At 51.7% G+C, this 18,705-nt stretch carries 15 protein-coding genes; 9 read left to right on the top strand and 6 right to left on the bottom strand.

Annotated features, from left to right (window positions below):
- Positions 1–195: 195 nt before the first annotated feature.
- From IVG45_RS05110 to IVG45_RS05100, 3 genes are all read left to right on the top strand, one after another.
- A complete protein-coding gene (locus IVG45_RS05110; protein WP_196436799.1) occupies positions 196–1,653 on the top strand; it encodes a TrkH family potassium uptake protein in 1,458 nt (485 codons plus the stop codon).
- 95 nt (positions 1,654–1,748) lie between these two features.
- On the top strand, positions 1,749–2,678 hold the full coding sequence (gene secF, locus IVG45_RS05105) for a protein translocase subunit SecF (protein ID WP_196436798.1): 930 nt from the start codon (positions 1,749–1,751) through the stop codon (positions 2,676–2,678).
- A gap of 58 nt (positions 2,679–2,736) precedes the next feature.
- Positions 2,737–6,384, top strand: coding sequence for a pyridine nucleotide-disulfide oxidoreductase (locus IVG45_RS05100; RefSeq protein ID WP_196436797.1), 3,648 nt, complete (start codon positions 2,737–2,739; stop codon positions 6,382–6,384).
- Between the two features lie 54 nt (positions 6,385–6,438).
- On the opposite strand, the gene IVG45_RS05095 is transcribed toward IVG45_RS05100, so the two are convergent.
- Positions 6,439–6,579: a hypothetical protein gene (locus IVG45_RS05095; RefSeq protein ID WP_196436796.1), complete on the bottom strand. Its 141-nt coding sequence runs from the start codon at positions 6,577–6,579 to the stop codon at positions 6,439–6,441.
- Between the two features lie 113 nt (positions 6,580–6,692).
- On the opposite strand from IVG45_RS05095, the gene IVG45_RS05090 reads away from it, so the two are divergent.
- Both IVG45_RS05090 and IVG45_RS05085 read left to right on the top strand, forming a co-directional pair.
- Positions 6,693–8,786, top strand: a complete 2,094-nt coding sequence (locus tag IVG45_RS05090) for a cation:proton antiporter (RefSeq protein WP_196436795.1) — start codon at positions 6,693–6,695, stop codon at positions 8,784–8,786.
- A gap of 470 nt (positions 8,787–9,256) precedes the next feature.
- The gene (locus IVG45_RS05085) at positions 9,257–9,466 is read left to right on the top strand and encodes a cold-shock protein (protein ID WP_013818493.1); all 210 of its coding nucleotides are present in this window, start codon (positions 9,257–9,259) and stop codon (positions 9,464–9,466) included.
- A 58-nt stretch (positions 9,467–9,524) separates the two neighbouring features.
- Here IVG45_RS05085 and rimO read toward each other — a convergent pair whose 3' ends face one another.
- Genes rimO through IVG45_RS05065 form a run of 4 tightly spaced genes read right to left on the bottom strand, consistent with a single transcriptional unit; the run spans position 9,525 to position 11,802 of the window.
- The gene (gene rimO, locus IVG45_RS05080; protein ID WP_196436794.1) at positions 9,525–10,835 is read right to left on the bottom strand and encodes a 30S ribosomal protein S12 methylthiotransferase RimO; all 1,311 of its coding nucleotides are present in this window, start codon (positions 10,833–10,835) and stop codon (positions 9,525–9,527) included.
- Between the two features lie 30 nt (positions 10,836–10,865).
- Positions 10,866–11,198 (bottom strand): TusE/DsrC/DsvC family sulfur relay protein, encoded by a 333-nt coding sequence (locus IVG45_RS05075; protein WP_196436793.1) that lies wholly within the window; start codon positions 11,196–11,198, stop codon positions 10,866–10,868.
- Entirely contained in the window at positions 11,189–11,482 is a 294-nt protein-coding gene (locus IVG45_RS05070) for a DsrH/TusB family sulfur metabolism protein (RefSeq protein ID WP_196436792.1), read from the bottom strand. The genes IVG45_RS05075 and IVG45_RS05070 overlap by 10 nt, the downstream gene beginning before the upstream one ends.
- Entirely contained in the window at positions 11,482–11,802 is a 321-nt protein-coding gene (locus IVG45_RS05065; protein ID WP_196436791.1) for a DMT family transporter, read from the bottom strand. Before IVG45_RS05065 ends, IVG45_RS05070 begins: the two co-directional genes overlap by 1 nt.
- A gap of 82 nt (positions 11,803–11,884) precedes the next feature.
- Between IVG45_RS05065 and IVG45_RS05060 the strand changes: the two genes are divergently transcribed.
- The 3 genes from IVG45_RS05060 to IVG45_RS05050 all read left to right on the top strand — a co-directional run bounded on the left by IVG45_RS05060 (position 11,885) and on the right by IVG45_RS05050 (position 16,711).
- Positions 11,885–12,625, top strand: a complete 741-nt coding sequence (locus tag IVG45_RS05060) for a flagellar brake protein (RefSeq protein WP_196436790.1) — start codon at positions 11,885–11,887, stop codon at positions 12,623–12,625.
- Positions 12,626–12,725: 100 nt separating this feature from the next.
- A complete protein-coding gene (gene mfd / locus IVG45_RS05055) occupies positions 12,726–16,190 on the top strand; it encodes a transcription-repair coupling factor (RefSeq protein WP_196436789.1) in 3,465 nt (1,154 codons plus the stop codon).
- Between the two features lie 116 nt (positions 16,191–16,306).
- The gene (locus IVG45_RS05050) at positions 16,307–16,711 is read left to right on the top strand and encodes a DUF805 domain-containing protein (protein ID WP_196436788.1); all 405 of its coding nucleotides are present in this window, start codon (positions 16,307–16,309) and stop codon (positions 16,709–16,711) included.
- 118 nt (positions 16,712–16,829) lie between these two features.
- Here IVG45_RS05050 and IVG45_RS05045 read toward each other — a convergent pair whose 3' ends face one another.
- A complete protein-coding gene (locus tag IVG45_RS05045; protein WP_230874764.1) occupies positions 16,830–17,354 on the bottom strand; it encodes a DUF1097 domain-containing protein in 525 nt (174 codons plus the stop codon).
- A 421-nt stretch (positions 17,355–17,775) separates the two neighbouring features.
- Here IVG45_RS05045 and IVG45_RS05040 point away from each other — a divergent pair, with 421 nt between their 5' ends.
- A complete protein-coding gene (locus IVG45_RS05040; RefSeq protein ID WP_196436787.1) occupies positions 17,776–18,690 on the top strand; it encodes an FkbM family methyltransferase in 915 nt (304 codons plus the stop codon).
- Positions 18,691–18,705: the final 15 nt, after the last annotated feature.

The following is an 18,705-nucleotide window of genomic DNA, read 5'->3' as shown; positions in this document are numbered from 1 at the left end:
TGGAAAACCCATTTTTTCCGTTATTAATACTTTCCGTTAGGTCGAAGCCAGCTTAAAAAGGATTTATGACAGGCGGATGAAGAGTTGTTTAAGATTTTGTGACAGCGCGACGTTGTCGGTTGTTTGCTACAATTTGTTGCCTACCATTCTCGAATCCCGGCCACCGTCGACCTTTTCCGCTTAAACAGGCAACCCATGCAACGTTTTTGTACCCTCGCCTTTGTCCTCGGTCTGATTCTGATGGTGTTCGGGCTGACATATTTTCTGCCGATTTTTACCTCGCTGTATTTTAACGACGGCATGAGCGACCACTTCCTACGCGGCATGTCGTTGAATATCGGAGTGGGCGGTATCCTGGCGGGCTCCACCATGCAGTTTCGCGGTGACGTCAAAACCCGGGACGGCTACTTGCTGGTAGCCTTTTTCTGGCTGCTGATGGCTGCCGCGGCAACCTTGCCATTGATCTGGGGTATTCCGGGACTGACTTTTACCGATGCCTTCTTCGAAACCATGTCAGGCTTTACCACCACCGGCGCTACCGTGCTGAGTGGCCTGGATACTCTGGCGCCCTCGCTAAATTTATGGCGGCACGAACTGAATTGGATAGGTGGTTTGGGCATCATCGTATTGGCCGTGGCGATTCTGCCATTGCTGGGTGTCGGTGGCATGCAGCTCTATAAGGCCGAGATAGCCGGCCCGGTCAAGGACAGCAAACTCACACCTCGTATTACCGAAACCGCCCGCTTGCTTTGGCTGGTGTATGCCGGTTACACGTTGCTGTGCATACTTTGTTTGAAAGTGGCTGGCATGAGTTGGTTTGACGCCATATGCCATGCCTTTGCCACATTGGCTCTAGGCGGTTTTTCCACTCACGATGCCAGTATCGGTTATTTTGATTCGGCGGCTATCGAACTGGTTTTGACGGTCTTCATGCTGATCTCGGCCATCAATTTCGCCACCCATTACACGGTCTTGAACAAAATAAGCTTAAAGCCCTATCTGCTCGACCCGGAAGCCATGCCGATGCTGGGCTTGGTTGCCGGCAGCATCTTGCTCTGCGCGGGCTATTTATGGCATTTGGATACCTATCCGGATTTTTTCGTTAGCTTGCGCCATGTTTCCTTCAATTTGGTCTCTATTGCCACCGACTGCGGTTTCATGAGCGTTGATTACGACAAATGGCCGCCCTTCGTACCCTGGTGGATGCTTTATCTCAGTTGTATTACCGCTTGTACCGGTTCCACCGGCGGCGGCATCAAAATGTTTCGCACCTTATTATTGATGAAACAGGCCGGGCGGGAAATGTTCAGCATTCTGCATCCAAGCGCGGTCAATCCGATTCGGATCGGCAATACCTCCATTCCCAACAAGATTATCTTCGCGGTACTGGCGTTTATTTTTCTGTATTTCATTTCGATAGTGGTGATGACTTTTACCTTGATCTTTACCGGTCTGGACCCGATTTCGGCACTTAGCGCCGTAATTGCCTGCATTAACAATGCCGGCCCCGGTCTCAACCAGCTAGGGCCGGCAACCAATTTTTCCAGTCTGAACGATTTCCAAACCTGGATTTGCTCTATCACCATGTTGCTCGGACGCCTGGAAGTATTCACGTTAGTTGTGCTTTTTACTCCTACTTTTTGGAGAAAATAGTACAATTCACCACCTTGGCACTGGCATACCCCCTATAAACCCCGTACTTTTTGGTACAAACGGATAACAAACTCTTCATTTATTCAGGAATCCGCATGACTCGCTCTCGACAACTCGACTTTCTCGGCAAAAGAAAACTGGCTTTTTTCTTTTCCGGCACTTTATTTTTAATTTCGATCATTTCCTTTATGGTCAAAGGCCTGGAATTGGGCGTTGATTTTACCGGCGGAAGCGTTTACGAATTGCACTACAACCAGTCTGTCGATCTCGACAAAATGCGTAGCACTCTGGAACAACAAGGTTTTGCCGATGCCAACATCCAGCATTTCGGCAGTTCGGAAGATGTGTTAATCCGCCTAAAACCGGTTGATAACGTCAATCAGAAAGAGCTGACCGAAAAAGTGCTTAGCGTCAGCAACAGCAGCCAACCGCAAGCCGGCGAAGTTCGCCGGGTGGAGTTCGTCGGTCCGCAGGTCGGTGAAGACTTAGTCGATGATGGCGGCCTGGCATTATTGTTTTCGTTCATTGGCGTGATGATTTACGTCAGCGTGCGTTTTGAATGGAAACTTTCGGTCGGCGCGATTGCCGCCCTGTTCCACGACACCATTATCACCATGGGGTTCTTTTCCGTGTTCGGCTGGGAATTCGACATGACGGTGTTGTCGGCGATTCTGGCCTTGGTGGGTTACTCGATCAACGACACCATTGTGGTATACGACCGAATTCGTGAGACCGTCCGAGCCAGCCGCGTCAAGGAGTCGATTCACGAGATCGTTAACAACGCACTGAACGACACCCTGAGCCGGACTATTTTGACCTCGTTGACTGTTTTCCTGACCGTGCTGGCCTTGGCATTTTTGGGCGGTAAAACCATACACGGTTTTGCCATCGCCATGTTGATCGGCGTGATTAAAGGCACTTACTCATCGATTTACATCGCCAGCTCTCTGGCCCTGACTTTCGGCCTGACACGTCAAGACCTAATGCCTTTGGAAAAAGATACCGTTGTTGACGAAATGCCTTAGCCATAATTTGCAATGTTTATACTTCACACCTTCAAGCGAATAGACACGGAATAACTTGATGACACAACAGCTCAATACTCGCGACCTGACACAACTGACCCTGGGTATCCCCGGTTTTGCCTACCAAGACCTCTACGATGCCAAACGCCTAACCGATTTAATGCAAGTATTCGACCAATCGGTTCAACAACACGATCCGGACTTGTTTGCTGAAGTTTCGGCTTACCGTGCCTGCGCGGGCGAAGGCATGAAACCCGAGCAAATATCCGAGTTGTTGGTCAGAATGGCGCCGTTGGTCGGTACTTTCGTCGCCAAGCTGTTTAATGTCAGCAATGTGCGCGATCAACAAATCAAGCATATTCGCGCTGAATTCGACGCGGTATTTGTTTACCGCACCGAAATCATCGGCAACCTGAACAAGCTGTTCAAGGGCCAAACCATCGAAGGCTGGGACATCGGCGAATTACGCTCCCAACTGGATGCGCTGCTGGCAGCCGCCGGCAAACAGCCGTTGTTCCTGGAAGATCCGGAACTGGCGGTTAGCCAACTCGGCGCCGATTTGTGGCGCTTATCCAAACAAGACAATATTAGCGATGCCGACGTCGCTAACTTTAAGACGCTAGGCGCCGGCTACGACAGTCCCGCCGCGCTGGTTGCCGGTTTACTCGACATCGTCTGCCGCTGGAGCTTCGCCGCCAAGCAAGCACCTGAATTGCAAGCCGTGGTGGCAAAATGGTTGAGCTTCAAAATTGCCGAAAAAACCGACTTGGAAAATCTGGTCGAGCATCAAACTGTAACTCAAACCGGTTATGACGCCTGGGCTTGCGACGAGCATCACCATCGCCGCCGCGACGGCTTTGCCCTCACCGACAAACGTTTCAACCAAAGACAAGCACTGTACGAAGTCGATCACTGCATTTATTGCCACGACCGCGACAACGATTCCTGCTCGAAAGGTATCAAGAACAAAAAAGACGGCAGCTTCAAGGCCAATCATTTGGGTTCGCTGATGACCGGTTGTCCGCTGGAAGAAAAGATTTCCGAGATGCATCTGGTCAAGCGCCAGGGCGACAATATCGGCGCGCTGGCGATGATCATTATCGACAACCCGATGTGTCCCGGCACCGGCCATAGGATTTGCAACGACTGCATGCGCGGCTGCATTTACCAAAAAACCGAAGCGGTCAACATCCCGCAAATCGAAACCAACGTGCTGACCGACGTGTTGTTCATGCCTTGGGGTTTCGAGATTTACAGCCTGTTGACCCGTTGGAACCCGCTCAACGTCAAACGCCCGACCGCCCTGCCCTACAACGGCAAAAACGTGCTGGTGGCCGGCATGGGTCCGGCAGGCTACACCCTGTCGCACTATCTGTTGAACGAAGGCTTCGGCGTGGTCGGCATCGACGCATTGAAAATCGAGCCGCTGCCGTTGTACCTGACCGGCGATAAAGACACCATCCCGCAACCTATCATCGATTTCAAGGATCTGTACCAAGACCTGGATAAACGGGTCATGCTGGGCTTCGGCGGTGTGGCCGAATACGGGATTACCGTGCGCTGGGACAAAAACTTTCTGAAAGTAATTTACCTGACCCTGCTGCGCCGCGCCGCGTTCAAATGTTACGGCGGCGTGCGTTTCGGCGGCACCATCACGATCGACGAAGCTTGGGAGCTGGGTTTCGATCATATCGCCATCGCCAGTGGTGCCGGTAAACCGACCGTGATCGACCTGAAAAACAACCTGATCCGCGGCATCCGTAAGGCTTCGGATTTTCTAATGGGCCTGCAATTGACCGGCGCGGCCAAACCATCGTCACTGGCCAATCTGCAGGTGCGTCTGCCGGCCGGCGTGATCGGCGGCGGCTTGACCGCGATCGATACCGCCACCGAATTACTGGCTTACTATCCGTTGCAGGTCAGCAAAATCACCAATCGCTATGACAAACTGGTGGCTAAATACGGCGAAGACGAGGTCCGAGGTCGTTACGACAAGGAAGAACTAGAAATCCTGGAAGAATTCCTGGCTCACGGCCGCGTCATCGAACAAGAACGTCAACGCGCGGCCGCGGCCGGCGAAACGCCCAACTTCCTGCCCTTCCTGAAACAATGGGGCGGGGTGACCATGTTCTACCGTAAAGGCATCAAGGATTCGCCCGCGTATCGTCAAAACCACGAAGAAATTCACGAAGCCTTGTCCGAGGGCATCTATCTGGCCGAAGGCATGAGTCCGCTGGAAGCCCTTGAGGATCAATACGGCCATTTACGGGCGGTACGCTTCGAAAAACTGGCCGAACAAGAAGGCCGCTGGCGTAAAACCGATGAGGTGGAGATAAAGCTGCGCGGCCTGTTCATCGCCGCCGGTACCGCGCCGAACACCATTTACCAGTCCGAACATCCACGCACCTTCGTGATGGACAGCAAGTTTTATAAACGTCATGAACCCGAATGGCTGCAAGGCAAGGCGGAACTGGTGGCCATGGCCGACGATACGCAAGTCAAGGTCGGCAAACCGGCGCCGTTCACTTCGTATCAAAGCGAAGGCCGTTACATCACCTTCTACGGCGACAACCATCCGGTTTACGCCGGCAACGTCGTGAAAGCGATGGCCAGCGCCAAGGACGGTTATCCTTATATCGTCAAACTGTTTGCCGACCACATCGCTAAACTGGATGCAGCGCAACAAGCACAACGCGATGCGCAACTGCTCGACCTGCAGCAACGTTTGGATGCCACCTTCCTGGCTCATGTGGTCGAAGTCAACCGCCTGACCCCTACCATTATCGAAGTGGTGATCAAGGCTCCGGCCGCCGCGAAAAACTTCGAGCCCGGCCAGTTCTACCGGGTGCAAAACTACGAATCGCTGGCCCCCGTGGTCGAAGGCACTGCTCTGGCCGCCGAAGGCTTGGCACTGACCGGTGCCTGGGTCGATAAGGAAAAAGGCCTGGTATCATTGATCGCGCTGGAAATGGGCAGTTCCAGTCGCTTGTGCGCGACCTGGAAAGCCGGCGATCCGCTGGTGTTGATGGGCGTCACCGGCGCGCCAACCGAAATTCCGACCGGCAAAACCGTGCTGCTGTTGGGCGGCGGCCTGGGTAACGCGGTACTGTTCTCGATCGGCAAAGCCATGCGCGCAGCCGGCAACAAAGTGCTGTATTTCGCCGGTTACCGTAACCGCGAAGACTTGTTCAAGGTGGCTGAAATCGAGGACGCTTCCGACGTCATCGTCTGGGCGGTTGATAACCGTCCCGGCAACGAAGCGATTCCGGTTACCCGTCCTCAAGACAAAACCTTCGTCGGCAATATCGTCGAAGCGATGATCGCTTATGCGGACGGCCATCTGGGCGACACCGCGCTACGTTTGCAGGATGTCGAGCACCTGATCGTGATCGGCTCCGACAAGATGATGGCGGCGGTCAAGGCTGCCCGTTTCGGCGTGCTGCAACCGTATCTGAAAGCCGGCCACGAAGCGATCGGCTCAATCAACTCGCCGATGCAGTGCATGATGAAAGGCGTCTGCGCGCAATGCATGTGCAAACACGTCGACCCCGAAAGCGGCGAGGAAAGCTTTATGTACTCCTGCTACAACCAGGACCAAGCGCTGGATTACGTCGACTTCCCTAACTTGGCTGCCCGCCTGCGGCAGAATACCGTACAGGAAAAACTCTCCTCGCTATGGTTGACCTATCTGCTTGAAAAAGCCTGATTCGGCTCAGGATTTGGTTGGAAATAATTTCCTTGAATGTTTGTAGGGGCGATTTTAATCGCCCTGGGCGAATGAATTCGCCCCTACAGGACATTCGAATAGCGGGAACTTATTTTTGACAGCATCCTTAGCTTCCATATCGCCAAGGATGGCGATAAATTTCAAAATCCGCAACATCGCCCATTCATTGGGCATCTTCTTGCAAACCTGATTTTTTAGGGTTTAATAGCGCCAGAAGTCAGCGTTGGCATAACTTTCGACTGCTTGGGGATGCGTAATGCAGCAAACTAGATCTTGGAGAATCGATCATGAACCTTGACGTGTTTTTATCGTTGTTCAGTCTGATGTTGATTTCGCTAGCCGTGTTCTTGCTGTCGAAAAAACTTAACATTCCCTACACGGTGTTACTGGTTATTGCCGGCTCACTACTAGTCCCAATTTCCCATATCGAGATATTCTCGTTCATTACCAGCTTTGAACTGACACCTGAATTGCTGTTTTTCGTGTTTTTACCGATATTGATCTTCGAGTCGGCGTACAACATGAATATCCAGAATGTAACCGAAAATATCTATTCAATCGGCTTGTTGGCTGTGGTCGGCCTGATAGTTTGTACCTTGTTCGTCGGCATCGGTGGTTTTTATCTGTTCCAACTCGCCGGTTTCGAAGTACCGATGCTTGCCCTCTTGTTGTTCGGCGCCATCATCTCCTCCACCGACCCCGTCGCGGTATTGGCACTGTTTAAGGAATATGGCGCGCCGCAACGGTTGACCTTGATCTTCGAAGGCGAAAGTTTGTTCAACGACGCCACCGGCTTTGCGGCCTTTCTGGTGGTGTTGGACGTAATGACGAAAGGCTATCACGGTTACGAATCGGTACTGGCGGCGCTAATGTCATTCTCGATCATGTTGGGCGGCGGCATTATCTTCGGTCTGATCATGGGCTTTCTGTTCGCCAAATTGATCGAAAAAGTACGCGGTAACGAGCATCTGGAAATCACCCTAACATTGCTGGTAGCGCATTTAACCTTCGTCTTGACCGAAGTCATTTCCGAGCATTGGGTGGTCGGCGGTCATGAAATCCGCTTGTCATCGATCATAGCCACCCTGACCGCATCAATGGTGATGGGCAATTTCGGCCGCTACAAAATGTCGTCGGACGTTGAGGAATACATGGAAAAGTTCTGGGGCTATTTTGCATTTGTAGCCAACTCGCTGGTGTTCATCTTGATGGGGCTGCTGTTCGCCGATTTGGCGATCGATTTGAACGTGGCCATTCTGCCGATTTTGCTGGCCATTGCCACCGTGGTGGTGGGTCGCGCCCTATCCGTCTATCCATTGCTGTGGCTGATGAACAAGATCGGCAAGGAACGTCCCATCCCTCAAAATTGGATGCATTTACTGGCCTGGGGCAGTTTACGAGGATCGCTGGCGGTAATCATGGTGTTGCTGATACCGGACGATCTCATTATCGAAGGTTGGAGTTATGATTTCACCGTCAAGCAATTTGTTGCCGCCGTTACCATCGGCAGTATTTATTTCACGCTGCTGATCAAGGCCACGACTATAGGAAAATTCATGCATGCGCTGGGCCTGGACGCGCTGACGGCGGTTGAACACGTCGGCTACCACAAATGTAAAACCCAAATGTATGAGGAATCGCTACAGAAGCTTGACTCGCTATTTCAAAACCAGCAGCTCACTCAGCAACAATACGACACGCTGAACCAGCATTATCAAAACCTTTATCATATCGCCTACTACCAGTGCAAGGAGGCGATTGGCAACTCATCGACTTTGATCGAGAGCATGTTGCGCACCTTTGCGCTCGGCATAGAAAAAGAGGAATTGAAGGAAATTTTTCAGCGCGGCGAAATTCAGGAAAAAACCTATAAAAAAATCAGCAATATGCTGAGCATAGAATCGGAGCGCGTAAAGCGTAACCAGCCACAGCTCATATCCGCCAGCGAACATTTTCCGATCGACATATTGGAACGCTTTGTATTGCGCATCAGTCGGCTAGCCTTTTGGCGCGATCATGCCTTCAAACCGGATGAACTGTATCTGTATTATCGCGCCTTGAATAAAATCATCAACAAGGTGCTGGATACCTTACACACCATCAGCGACACCACGCTAAACGAAGTGTTTGACGACAATACCGCATTGGCTAAATTGATCGCACTCTATCAAGAATTACATGCCAATACCGAACATCGCATGCAGACCATCATCAAGCAAAATACCGACTTGCTCAACCATCTGAATGAAACCACGGCCATCCAGACACTGCACGCAGCGCAAATGGAGACTCTGGACAGACTGCATAAAAACGAAATCATCACCCGAAAGTTGTACATCATGCTGCGGAATGAACTCGAACAAGGCAAATCCCGAGCGTGATCAGTGTATCCGTATTGTGTTCTCCACATGGATACGCCGGTTAAAATTCTTGCGTTACCGCAGTCGATTTTTGATTTACTCCGGAATTTTGATCAATTTCCAGGGCGGTACAAAAACTAATAAATCCTGGAAATCGGTAAAATTGACCAACCGATAACCGGGCGCGACAAATTGTCAGCACCTTACGCCAAGGCGTATCGGCAAGGCTTATTCATAAAAAATACTTTTAATATCAATGATATTTGCGCCACTCCCTGCCGCGCGCCAAGCTTGAATTTGCTGGCTTTTTATCGTCATCAAACCTTAACAAGCGGAATCCATCTTTTTTTCTTGGACTATTGCCACAGCTATGTATAATGTCACCGATATAGCAAGGTAATCGTTGTCGCTTTACACGTCTTCCACTACCCGCTTTATTCACCACCCGTAACAAAAACGCCATTATTGGCACTTTAAAGAAAGAGAGATTTATGTCAGCACAAGTAGAAGGCAAAGTTAAATGGTTCAACGATGAAAAAGGCTTCGGTTTCATCGAGCAAGACGGCGGCAAAGATGTATTCGTACATTTCAGCGCCATCGTCGGCAGCGGTCGCAAAACCCTGAAAGAAGGCCAAAAAGTCACTATGGAAGTGACCAACGGTCAAAAAGGCCCTCAAGCCGAAAACGTAAATCCTTTATAAGCCTTGCGCTTATAAACCAAAAAGCCGCCCTGAATTTAATGCAGGGCGGCTTTTTCCGTTAGATTAGTTTTCCCCACAAATCGTATTCATCGGCCTCTTCGATTTGTACATCGACCCAATCGCCGACACTAAGATGGGTCGCGCCGTCGATAAATACCTGTCCGTCGATTTCCGGCGCATCGCATTTGCTGCGGGCCACCGCCCCCTCTTCGACCACTTCGTCGATTAATACAGTTTCGATACGCCCTACCCTACGCTGCAAACGTTCGGCACTGATGCCCGCCTGATGCTCCATAAAGCGCGCCAATCGCTCCTGTTTGACTTCTTCAGGCACCGCATCCGGCAATTCGTTGGCCGCGGCCCCCTTGACCGGCGAATAGGCAAAACAGCCCACTCGGTCCATTTGCGCTTCGCTCAGAAAATCCAGCAATTCTTCAAACTCCGACTCGGTTTCGCCGGGAAAACCAACGATAAAAGTGCTGCGTATGGTCAGGTCGGGACAAATAGCACGCCAGGCACGAATGCGTTCCAGATTGTTTTCCGCCGCCGCCGGCCGCTTCATCAGTTTCAATATCCGGCTGCTGGCATGCTGAAACGGAATATCCAAATAAGGCAGGATTTTGCCTTGCGCCATCAACGGTACCACCTCATCAACATGCGGATAAGGGTAGACATAGTGCATGCGCACCCAGATACCCAGTTCGCCTAACGCAGACGCCAAATCATTAAATCGAGTCTGTAAATCCCGTCCACGCCAACGGCGGTGCTGATATTTTAAATCCAGGCCGTAAGCGCTGGTATCCTGCGAAACGATCAGCAATTCCTTGACGCCGGCATCGGCCAGTCGCTCAGCCTCCAGCATCACCTCGTCGATCGGCCGGCTGACCAAATCGCCGCGCATCGACGGAATAATGCAAAAAGTGCATCGATGATTACAGCCCTCGGAAATTTTTAAATAGGCATAATGCTTGGGCGTCAGCTTGATGCCTTGCGGCGGCACTAAATCCAAAAACGGATTGTGCGCCGGCGGCAAATGCTCATGCACAGCCTCCACCACTTCGTCGGTGGCATGGGCGCCGGTGATTTTCAACACCTGAGGATGGCGCGCCAGGATTTCATCCTGGCGCGCGCCTAGGCAACCGGTGACGATGACCTTGCCGTTTTCCGCCAAGGCTTCGCCGATGCTATCCAACGACTCTTCCACCGCCGCATCGATAAAGCCGCAGGTGTTGACGATCACCAGATCCGAATCCTTGTAGTTGGGTGACACTTGATAGCCTTCGCTACGCAAGCGGGTCAATATCTGCTCGCTATCGACCAAGGCTTTCGGACAGCCCAGACTGATAAAACCAACGCGGGGATTACTCATTCAATTCTCTCAAAATGTATAAATTGGGGATTACAGACAGGTCGGCGGCTTAGGTAAACCGGCAAGCTTGCAGGCGTATTTCAACGGCCCATCCGGAAATAATTTTTGCAGGTAGCGGCTGCCGGCTTTGTCCTCGCCTAGCTTTTTGCGTATCGCCGAGGCAAACATTCGCGCATTCGGCAGGTGCTGAAACTGGAAATAATAGTCGCGGATAAATAACAGAATTTCCCAGTGCGCCGGGCAGAGTTCAATGCCGCAGCTCCGCGCCAACTCTTCCGCCACTTTCTGATCCCATTGCCGCGCATCGCGTAAAAATCCGTCGGCACTGGTTTCCAGTACGACGCCATCGACCATCAACACCACGTATGAATCACCGGATTTTTGACCGTCAATTCCACCAATGCGGGATAATCAATGCGCTCGACGCCCGGCAACAATTGCCGATCATCTATACCGTTCATGAACAACGAATCCTGTAAGGCATGAACCTTACAACCGCCAGCCAGCAATTGGGCCAGCTTGGAGTTGTCTTGGTGCCCCAGGAATGCCGCCCAAACCGCGCCGGCCTGCAATACCACATCGTCGCCGGCCGCAATCCGTTCAACCACTGCCCGAGGCAGGGAAGATTCCGCAATCAAATGCAACATCAATCGACGTGCGTCAGTTTTAAACCGGCAATGCCGATCACGATCATCATAATCGACGCCAGACGAATCCAATCGGCTGACTCCTTGAACAAGAAGATACCGATGATCGCCACGCCTACCGCGCCCATGCCGGTCCAAACCGCGTAGGCGGTGCCCAGCGGCAGGGTTTTGAGCGACAGCATCAACAGATAAAAGCTGCCTGCCCCGGAAAAACAAGTCACCACACTGGGCCATAATTTACTGAAACCTTCGTTATATTTCAGACTTAACGCAAACACGATTTCAGAACAACCCGCGGCAAACAATAACAACCAGCCCATCAATATACCTATTTAAGTGCAGAATAATTCTGGCTATTTTACAATAGCCAGCTGATTAAACAGCAAGATTTAGCTTCCCATAATGACAAATCCCTCCGACTTTCTGGTCAGAACCCCAAACCGGGTATTGAATTACTTGACCGATCTAGTCAGGCACAAGTGCATCATGTCCGCACATTTCGGCCGTCACAACGCTTCCTTCCTAACCACGATTGTCGGCCTAGACCCTAAAAACAATATTTTGCAACTGGACTGCGGTCCCACGGCGGTGTTGGACAATCAACTGCTGGCTTCGGAAAAAGTGTTGTTCCGCACCGAGATAGGCGGGGTCAAGGTGTCGTTTAACGGGCAACGCATCCAAAAAGTCAAAGCAGGAAGCGAATGGGTTTTATCGATGCCGATTCCCGAGGTGATTTTCTGGATGGAGCGCCGCCAATTCCACCGGGTAAAAATCCCGCTATCCCACACCGACAGTTATTGCCAATTAACCTTTAGCGACGACAATCCAGACCATAGCGGCCATACAATCCGCTTCGCCTTGTACGATATGAGCGTGGGTGGGTTTTCCTTCCTCAACCCCGAGCCGGATTGGACTCAATGCCTGCGGCCCGACCGTGAATTTGCCGATTCTATCCTGAATTTGCAGGATGGCAGCCAAGCGCGAGTGGCATTTGTGATCAAAAACAACGTCGACATGCGCGTCAGCAGCCTCTGCGTCCAGCAACGCATCGGCTGTCAGTTCAGTTATCTGCCGCCCAATGTCGACAGCCTGCTCCAGCGTTATATTCACAGCATCGATATTCAACATAAAAACATTGCCTGACGGCGGGATTGGCGGCTTCAACCCGAATTGCCGGGCAATTGAATGCCTTTCCGCCGTTCTTCAAGTTTATAATCAACGCTTTTAGCATCTCGATATTGTAATGCCGTCATTCTCGCTGATTAACGCCGCTGTCCCTAAAGACACCGACGCTCCGTTGTACTGGTCCGGATTAACCGGCTGTGGCGATTCGCTGGCGCTGGCCAGCGCGATTGCCCAGGAAAAACGTTTGGTCGTCATCGTCACGCCGGACACCCAGACCGCATTACGCCTGGAACACGAGCTGGCGTTTTTCCTGGACAACGCGTTTCCGATTCTACAGTTTCCCGACTGGGAAACCCTGCCCTACGACGTGTTTTCGCCCTTGCCGGAAATTATCTCGGAACGCATCCGTACCCTGGCATTGCTGCCCGAGACCAAGCGCGGAGCGCTGATTGTACCGATTTCGACCCTGATGCAGCGACTGGCGCCACGCGAGCATATCCTGGCGCACAGCTTCGCGATCGAAGTCGGCGGCGGCTTGAATCTGGAACTAACCCGCGCCAGGCTGGAAGCGGTCGGCTACCAATGCGTGTCGCAAGTCTATCAGCACGCCGAATTCGCGGTGCGCGGCTCCATCATCGATTTGTTTCCGATGGGCAGCAAGCAACCTTACCGGATCGAATTGTTCGACGATGACGTGGAATCGATACGCGGTTTTGACCCCGACACACAAATGTCGCGGGAAAAGATGACTAAGGTCGAGCTGTTTCCGGCCCGCGAGTTTCCGTTTACCGACGATGCGATCAAACGTTTCCGCCAAGCCTTCCGCGAACAATTTCCTAACGCTTCCGCCAAAAACAATCTGTACCTGGACGTTTCCAAGCAAATCGCTCCGGCCGGTATCGAATATTATCTGCCGCTGTTTGTCGAGCGCACCGAATCGCTGTTCGCCTATTTGCCCAAGACCGCCTTGTTCGTGTTGCCGGCCGCTTTTACCGACAACGCCGTGCGTTTTTACAACGAGGCCGACGAGCGTTATCAACAGCGCAAATACGATGTAGACCGCCCCCTGCTACCACCCGAGCGCTTGTTTTTGTCGGCCGAGGAAATCCAGTGCCACACGGATAGTTTCAACCGCATCGTGTTGGATAACCTCACTCCAGTCCCTTTCCCAAGTGGAGATGGACAAGATTTTCATTGCAAAAGCCTGCCTGAGGTCGCAATCGACAGCCGACTAAAAGAACCGGCACAGCATTTACGCCAGTTTATAGAGGGATTCGACGGCAAAGTCCTGTTCGTCGCCGAAACCGCCGGCCACCGTGAAGGCCTGATCGACAAACTGAAAAGCGTCAAACTCGCCGCCAAACAAGTCCAGAGCTGGCCTGAATTTCTGCAAAGCGATCATTCGCCGTGCATCGTCGTGGCACCGATGGACCAAGGACTGTGGCTAGACGGACCCAAGATCGCGATTATCACCGAAAGCCAACTCAGCGGCGAAAAAGTTCAGCAACGCCGCCGGCGCCAGAAATCCGCGGCCCGGGCGCTGGAAAATATCTTCAACAACCTCGACGAACTGACCGTCGGTTCGCCGGTGGTACATCAAGAACACGGCGTCGGCCGCTATCTGGGCTTGCAAATTCTGAACGTAGGCGGCATAGACGCCGAGTTTTTAATGCTGGAATATGCCAACCACGACAAGATTTACGTGCCGGTGTCGTCGCTGCATTTGATCGGCCGTTACAGTGGCGTCAGTGCCGAAAACGCACCATTACACCGCCTCGGCACCGACCAGTGGAGTAAGGCCAAGAAAAAGGCCATGGAACGGGCGCGCGACGTCGCCGCCGAATTGCTGGACATCCACGCTAAACGCGCCGCTCGCCAGGGTTTTGCCTTCAATGTCGACAACAGCGACTACGACGCTTTTGCCGCCGCCTTCCCGTTCGAGGAAACCCCTGACCAGCTCAACGCCATCGACGCCATATTGCAAGACATGGCCACCACTCAGCCTATGGACCGCGTCGTTTGCGGCGACGTCGGTTTCGGCAAGACCGAAGTGGCGATGCGCGCCGCCTTTGTCGCGGTGCAGAGCGGCAAACAGGTGGCGGTGCTGGTGCCGACCACCCTGCTCGCTCAACAGCATTACCAGAACTTCCGCGACCGCTTCGCCGACTGGCCGGTGCGCGTGGAAGTCACCTCGCGCTTCGTCACCGCCAAGCAGCAAAAAACCATCGCCGACGAGCTGGCCGAAGGCAAGGTCGACATCGTCATCGGCACCCACAAACTGCTGTCGAAAGACATGCAATATAAATCATTGGGCCTGGTGATCATCGACGAGGAACACCGCTTCGGCGTCACCCAAAAGGAACACTTCAAGAAACTGCGTTACGAGTTGGATTTACTGACGCTAACCGCGACACCGATTCCGCGCACCTTGAACATGGCGATGGCCGGCCTGCGCGACATCTCCATCATCGCCACGCCGCCGCCGAACCGCCACGCTATCAAGACTTTCGTCACCGAATGGATAGACTCGCAAATCCAGGAAGCCTGCCAACGCGAAATCAAGCGCGGCGGCCAGGTATTTTTCCTGCACAACGACGTCAAGACCATGGACAAGATGGCCCGCGAGTTGGAGGCCTTGGTGCCGGAGGCCCGGATTCAGATTGCTCACGGCCAGATGGCGGAGCGCGAGTTGGAGCAGATCATGCTGGATTTCTATCACCAGCGCTTCAACCTGCTGATTGCTACCACCATCATCGAAAGCGGCATCGACATTCCCAGCGCCAACACCATCGTCATCAACCGCGCCGACAAACTGGGTCTGGCGCAATTACACCAGTTGCGCGGCCGGGTCGGCCGTTCGCACCATAGAGCTTATGCTTACTGCATCGTGCCGCCGAAATCCTTGATGACCAAGGACGCCATCAAGCGCCTGGAAGCCTTCGAAACCTCCGGCGAACTCGGCGCAGGTTTCATGCTGTCCTCGCACGACATGGAAATCCGCGGCGCGGGGGAGTTGCTGGGCGACGAACAAAGCGGGCAGATTCAGGAAATCGGCTTTACCCTATATACCGAGTTGCTGGAACGGGCCGTGAAAGCCTTGAAATCCGGTAAGCAGCCGGAGCTCGATGCGCCGCTGGAGACCGGCCCGGAAGTCGATCTACAAATCGCGGCCTTGATTCCGGAAGATTATTTGCCGGACATCCACGCCCGCCTGGTGCTGTACAAACGCATCGCCAGCACCGAAACCGAGGACGATTTGCGCAAGCTGAAAATCGAGATGATCGATCGCTTCGGTCTGTTGCCGGATCAAGTCAGGGCTCTGTTCGCCATCACCGAACTCAAACAGCAAGCCGCGCATCTGGGTATCAAAAAAATCGAGGCATACAGCACCGGTGGTCGCATCGTCTTCAGTTCCAGTCCTCAAATCGATACCGGCGAGTTAATCACGATGATTCAAAGTCAGTCGCGGGTCTATAAATTCGACGGCGCGGATAAATTAAGGTTTACCTACACGTTTAAGGATATGGAGGATAAGGTGGTGTTTCTGGAAAAGTTGTTGTTACGATTAGGGCCGAAATCATAACCGTTGAGGCATTTACTCACCACGGTCAACATTTAAGGTGCCGTAGCTTTTATACAACAATTGAAGCCCTTACACGTCCGCGGCACAGCTAAAACCCTATCACTTCAGGCTCTCTAATGCTACGTTACGATCGATCCCGATATATCGCCTTGGGCCTACCAAGTTTGTTCAACGCGGCCGTGCTGGTTTATACGCTGAACATCGGCGCAGCCGGTTTGCCGGACGGATACACCGAGCGCTTTTATTGGGTTTTGGCGAGTTTGCTCGGTTTATTTGGCGCCACTGCCATGATCAAACGCGCCCGTGACATCGGCTCTTCGGCCTGGGGAATTTTGTTGGGTTTTATGTTTGCGCCACCGCTAATGCTGCTGGTTGCACTCGTGTTGAGTTTCGCTCCCAGCAATCCGGCGGCCGACAGTTTGGAACCGCCATCGCCGCCCGTATCAAGCAAAGACTGGTTTATCGGATTGGCAATATTGACTTTACCATGGCTAACGGTGTTATTAATCCGACGGTTGTGACACGTTCGAGGCTATGATGATCAACGCAAATCCTTGCGTAATACACTCCGCCTCCAGTCCTTCACAACCGCTAACACATCACGGACGGGATGGCGAATCCCGTCCGATGGTCTAACTTCTAGACTTTAGTCCATTTGGCGGCTAATTGACCCGAGAGCTGTCCAAAATATGCGCCAACCAAGATTGAAATGCTTATCACCAACAATGGATTGCCCAAGGAAGCGCCCAATAATACGTCTTTTGTTAAGGTATCCGGCGTCTGCAGCAAATAGGCAAAAGTTGCCGAATAACCCAGCACGCTGACTGGAATCACCGCGATTTGCGGAATAACCGCCAACAGGCACATCACCGTTACCACAACCGCCACCGTAATCGCAGCCATCAGGGTAAAGCCTAGCACCGCATCGGGCGAAATTTCCGTCAGGAAAATGGCCGTTATCCATGCCATGACCACGCCATAAATACCGTTTACGATAGTGTTGATTAAAGCTTCTTTATTGGCGCCCAACATAAAGTACGCGGCCCAGGCGATAGTCGCCGCCCAGATAAAAAATACGCCGCTGGCCGGACCTACCGCCAAAAACGTTGCTACACCGGACAATCCACCAATACTTAACGAAAGTGCTGCATGCTTTTCCATCATTTTCCCTCTGAATTAACACCTCAATTGAATAGTTAAATGCGATTTTGCCTTGAGGTGGCGCCACAAAACCTCACTGTTTTAAAGCGACCAATCTGCCGAAGCCTCCATGATCCATAGCAACAGTATCACAGATATGGCTGCCGGGGAGTTGCATTTCTGCCAATTTTTCAATAGGCCATCACATCCAAAATCAGCAGAATATAATTATCTATCCACGCAATTCACATTGCCTATGACGACCAGGATTAAGGTTGCGGGGTAAATCAGTGGGTTTTGGAAGAATTATTGATTGGTTAGGAGCCAATCCGCACCAAAGTATTGATTGTTAAGCGCCGGGGCTGTGGAAAAACTTCGACGCATTTTTTCCTTGATTCGGCTATCCTTTTAATCAAGGATAAGACAATTAGTTAGGGGCTATACCATGTTCAAAATGAAATATCGGTTTCTGAAGTATTTATGCGAACTTAATAGACTAAACCAAAACTTCCCTGCAAGATGGCGACTATGCCGGTGGCTTGATCAGCAAAAAACAGTACTTCGGGCTTCCCCTGCTGGACCAGCAAAAATCGCCAATCGCACCTATATTTACCTTAACCCTTTGGAATCTTTTGACGGCCTAAAGACTTTAATTTACGGTTTGAATATAAGGGAGCCACTCACGAATATTATCAGCCAATTGCTTCGACCAGGCGATAACATGATAGACGTGGGAGCTAACGTTGGCTATTTTTCTGCATTGGCATCTTTAACCGTCGGATTGAATGGAAAAATCTTCTCATTCGAGGCGTCACCCAGTACTTATCAGCGCCTCCAAGTATTAGCCAATAACAATCTTTACAGAAACATCAAGACTTATAATCATGCGGTTTCCGATGCCAATAGTGAAATAGAATTTCATTGCGGCCCTACAAACCACACGGGTATATCATCTATTAGATCTCTAGGAAATAAAACCAGTTCTGTCGTCAAAGTTTCAGCAATTCGACTCGATAATATGATTGACGACTTTCCACCAATTAGGTTAATCAAGATCGATGTGGAGGGCGCTGAAACCCTAGTGTTGAATGGCATGAAAAGTCTATTGGCACGTGATAAACCCTATGTCATTGCTGAAATATCAGACTCGTTTTTACGTCAACTCGGCTCAAACAAACATGAATTAATTAATGGCTTTTGTGAGCTAGGATATTCAGCATATAGAGTTAATGTGGCTATTAAGCCATATATGCATGCAGATGAATTGCAGTGTGATGTTCTGTTCGTTCCCTCTGGGATGGCTGTTCCAAACTTTAGCCATAAACTTCATCGATCGAACTGGGCTAATATTGACAGGTAACTATAGCCCCAGAGT

The sequence above is a fragment of the Methylomonas sp. LL1 genome (assembly GCF_015711015.1).
GTDB lineage: Bacteria > Pseudomonadota > Gammaproteobacteria > Methylococcales > Methylomonadaceae > Methylomonas.
Note: the sequence above shows the minus strand (reverse complement) of the source record. Positions and strands in the feature narration are given on the sequence as shown.

Bases quoted from the DNA above. Each gene is read 5' to 3' on its own strand.
- IVG45_RS05110 (WP_196436799.1), top strand. From the start codon at position 196: ATGCAACGTTTTTGTACCCTCGCCTTTGTCCTCGGTCTGATTCTGATG.
- secF (WP_196436798.1), top strand. From the start codon at position 1,749: ATGACTCGCTCTCGACAACTCGACTTTCTCGGCAAAAGAAAACTGGCT.
- IVG45_RS05100 (WP_196436797.1), top strand. From the start codon at position 2,737: ATGACACAACAGCTCAATACTCGCGACCTGACACAACTGACCCTGGGT.
- IVG45_RS05095 (WP_196436796.1), bottom strand. From the start codon at position 6,579: ATGCCCAATGAATGGGCGATGTTGCGGATTTTGAAATTTATCGCCATC.
- IVG45_RS05090 (WP_196436795.1), top strand. From the start codon at position 6,693: ATGAACCTTGACGTGTTTTTATCGTTGTTCAGTCTGATGTTGATTTCG.
- IVG45_RS05085 (WP_013818493.1), top strand. From the start codon at position 9,257: ATGTCAGCACAAGTAGAAGGCAAAGTTAAATGGTTCAACGATGAAAAA.
- rimO (WP_196436794.1), bottom strand. From the start codon at position 10,835: ATGAGTAATCCCCGCGTTGGTTTTATCAGTCTGGGCTGTCCGAAAGCC.
- IVG45_RS05070 (WP_196436792.1), bottom strand. From the start codon at position 11,482: ATGTTGCATTTGATTGCGGAATCTTCCCTGCCTCGGGCAGTGGTTGAA.
- IVG45_RS05065 (WP_196436791.1), bottom strand. From the start codon at position 11,802: ATGGGCTGGTTGTTATTGTTTGCCGCGGGTTGTTCTGAAATCGTGTTT.
- IVG45_RS05060 (WP_196436790.1), top strand. From the start codon at position 11,885: ATGACAAATCCCTCCGACTTTCTGGTCAGAACCCCAAACCGGGTATTG.
- mfd (WP_196436789.1), top strand. From the start codon at position 12,726: ATGCCGTCATTCTCGCTGATTAACGCCGCTGTCCCTAAAGACACCGAC.
- IVG45_RS05050 (WP_196436788.1), top strand. From the start codon at position 16,307: ATGCTACGTTACGATCGATCCCGATATATCGCCTTGGGCCTACCAAGT.
- IVG45_RS05045 (WP_230874764.1), bottom strand. From the start codon at position 17,354: ATGATGGAAAAGCATGCAGCACTTTCGTTAAGTATTGGTGGATTGTCC.
- IVG45_RS05040 (WP_196436787.1), top strand. From the start codon at position 17,776: ATGTTCAAAATGAAATATCGGTTTCTGAAGTATTTATGCGAACTTAAT.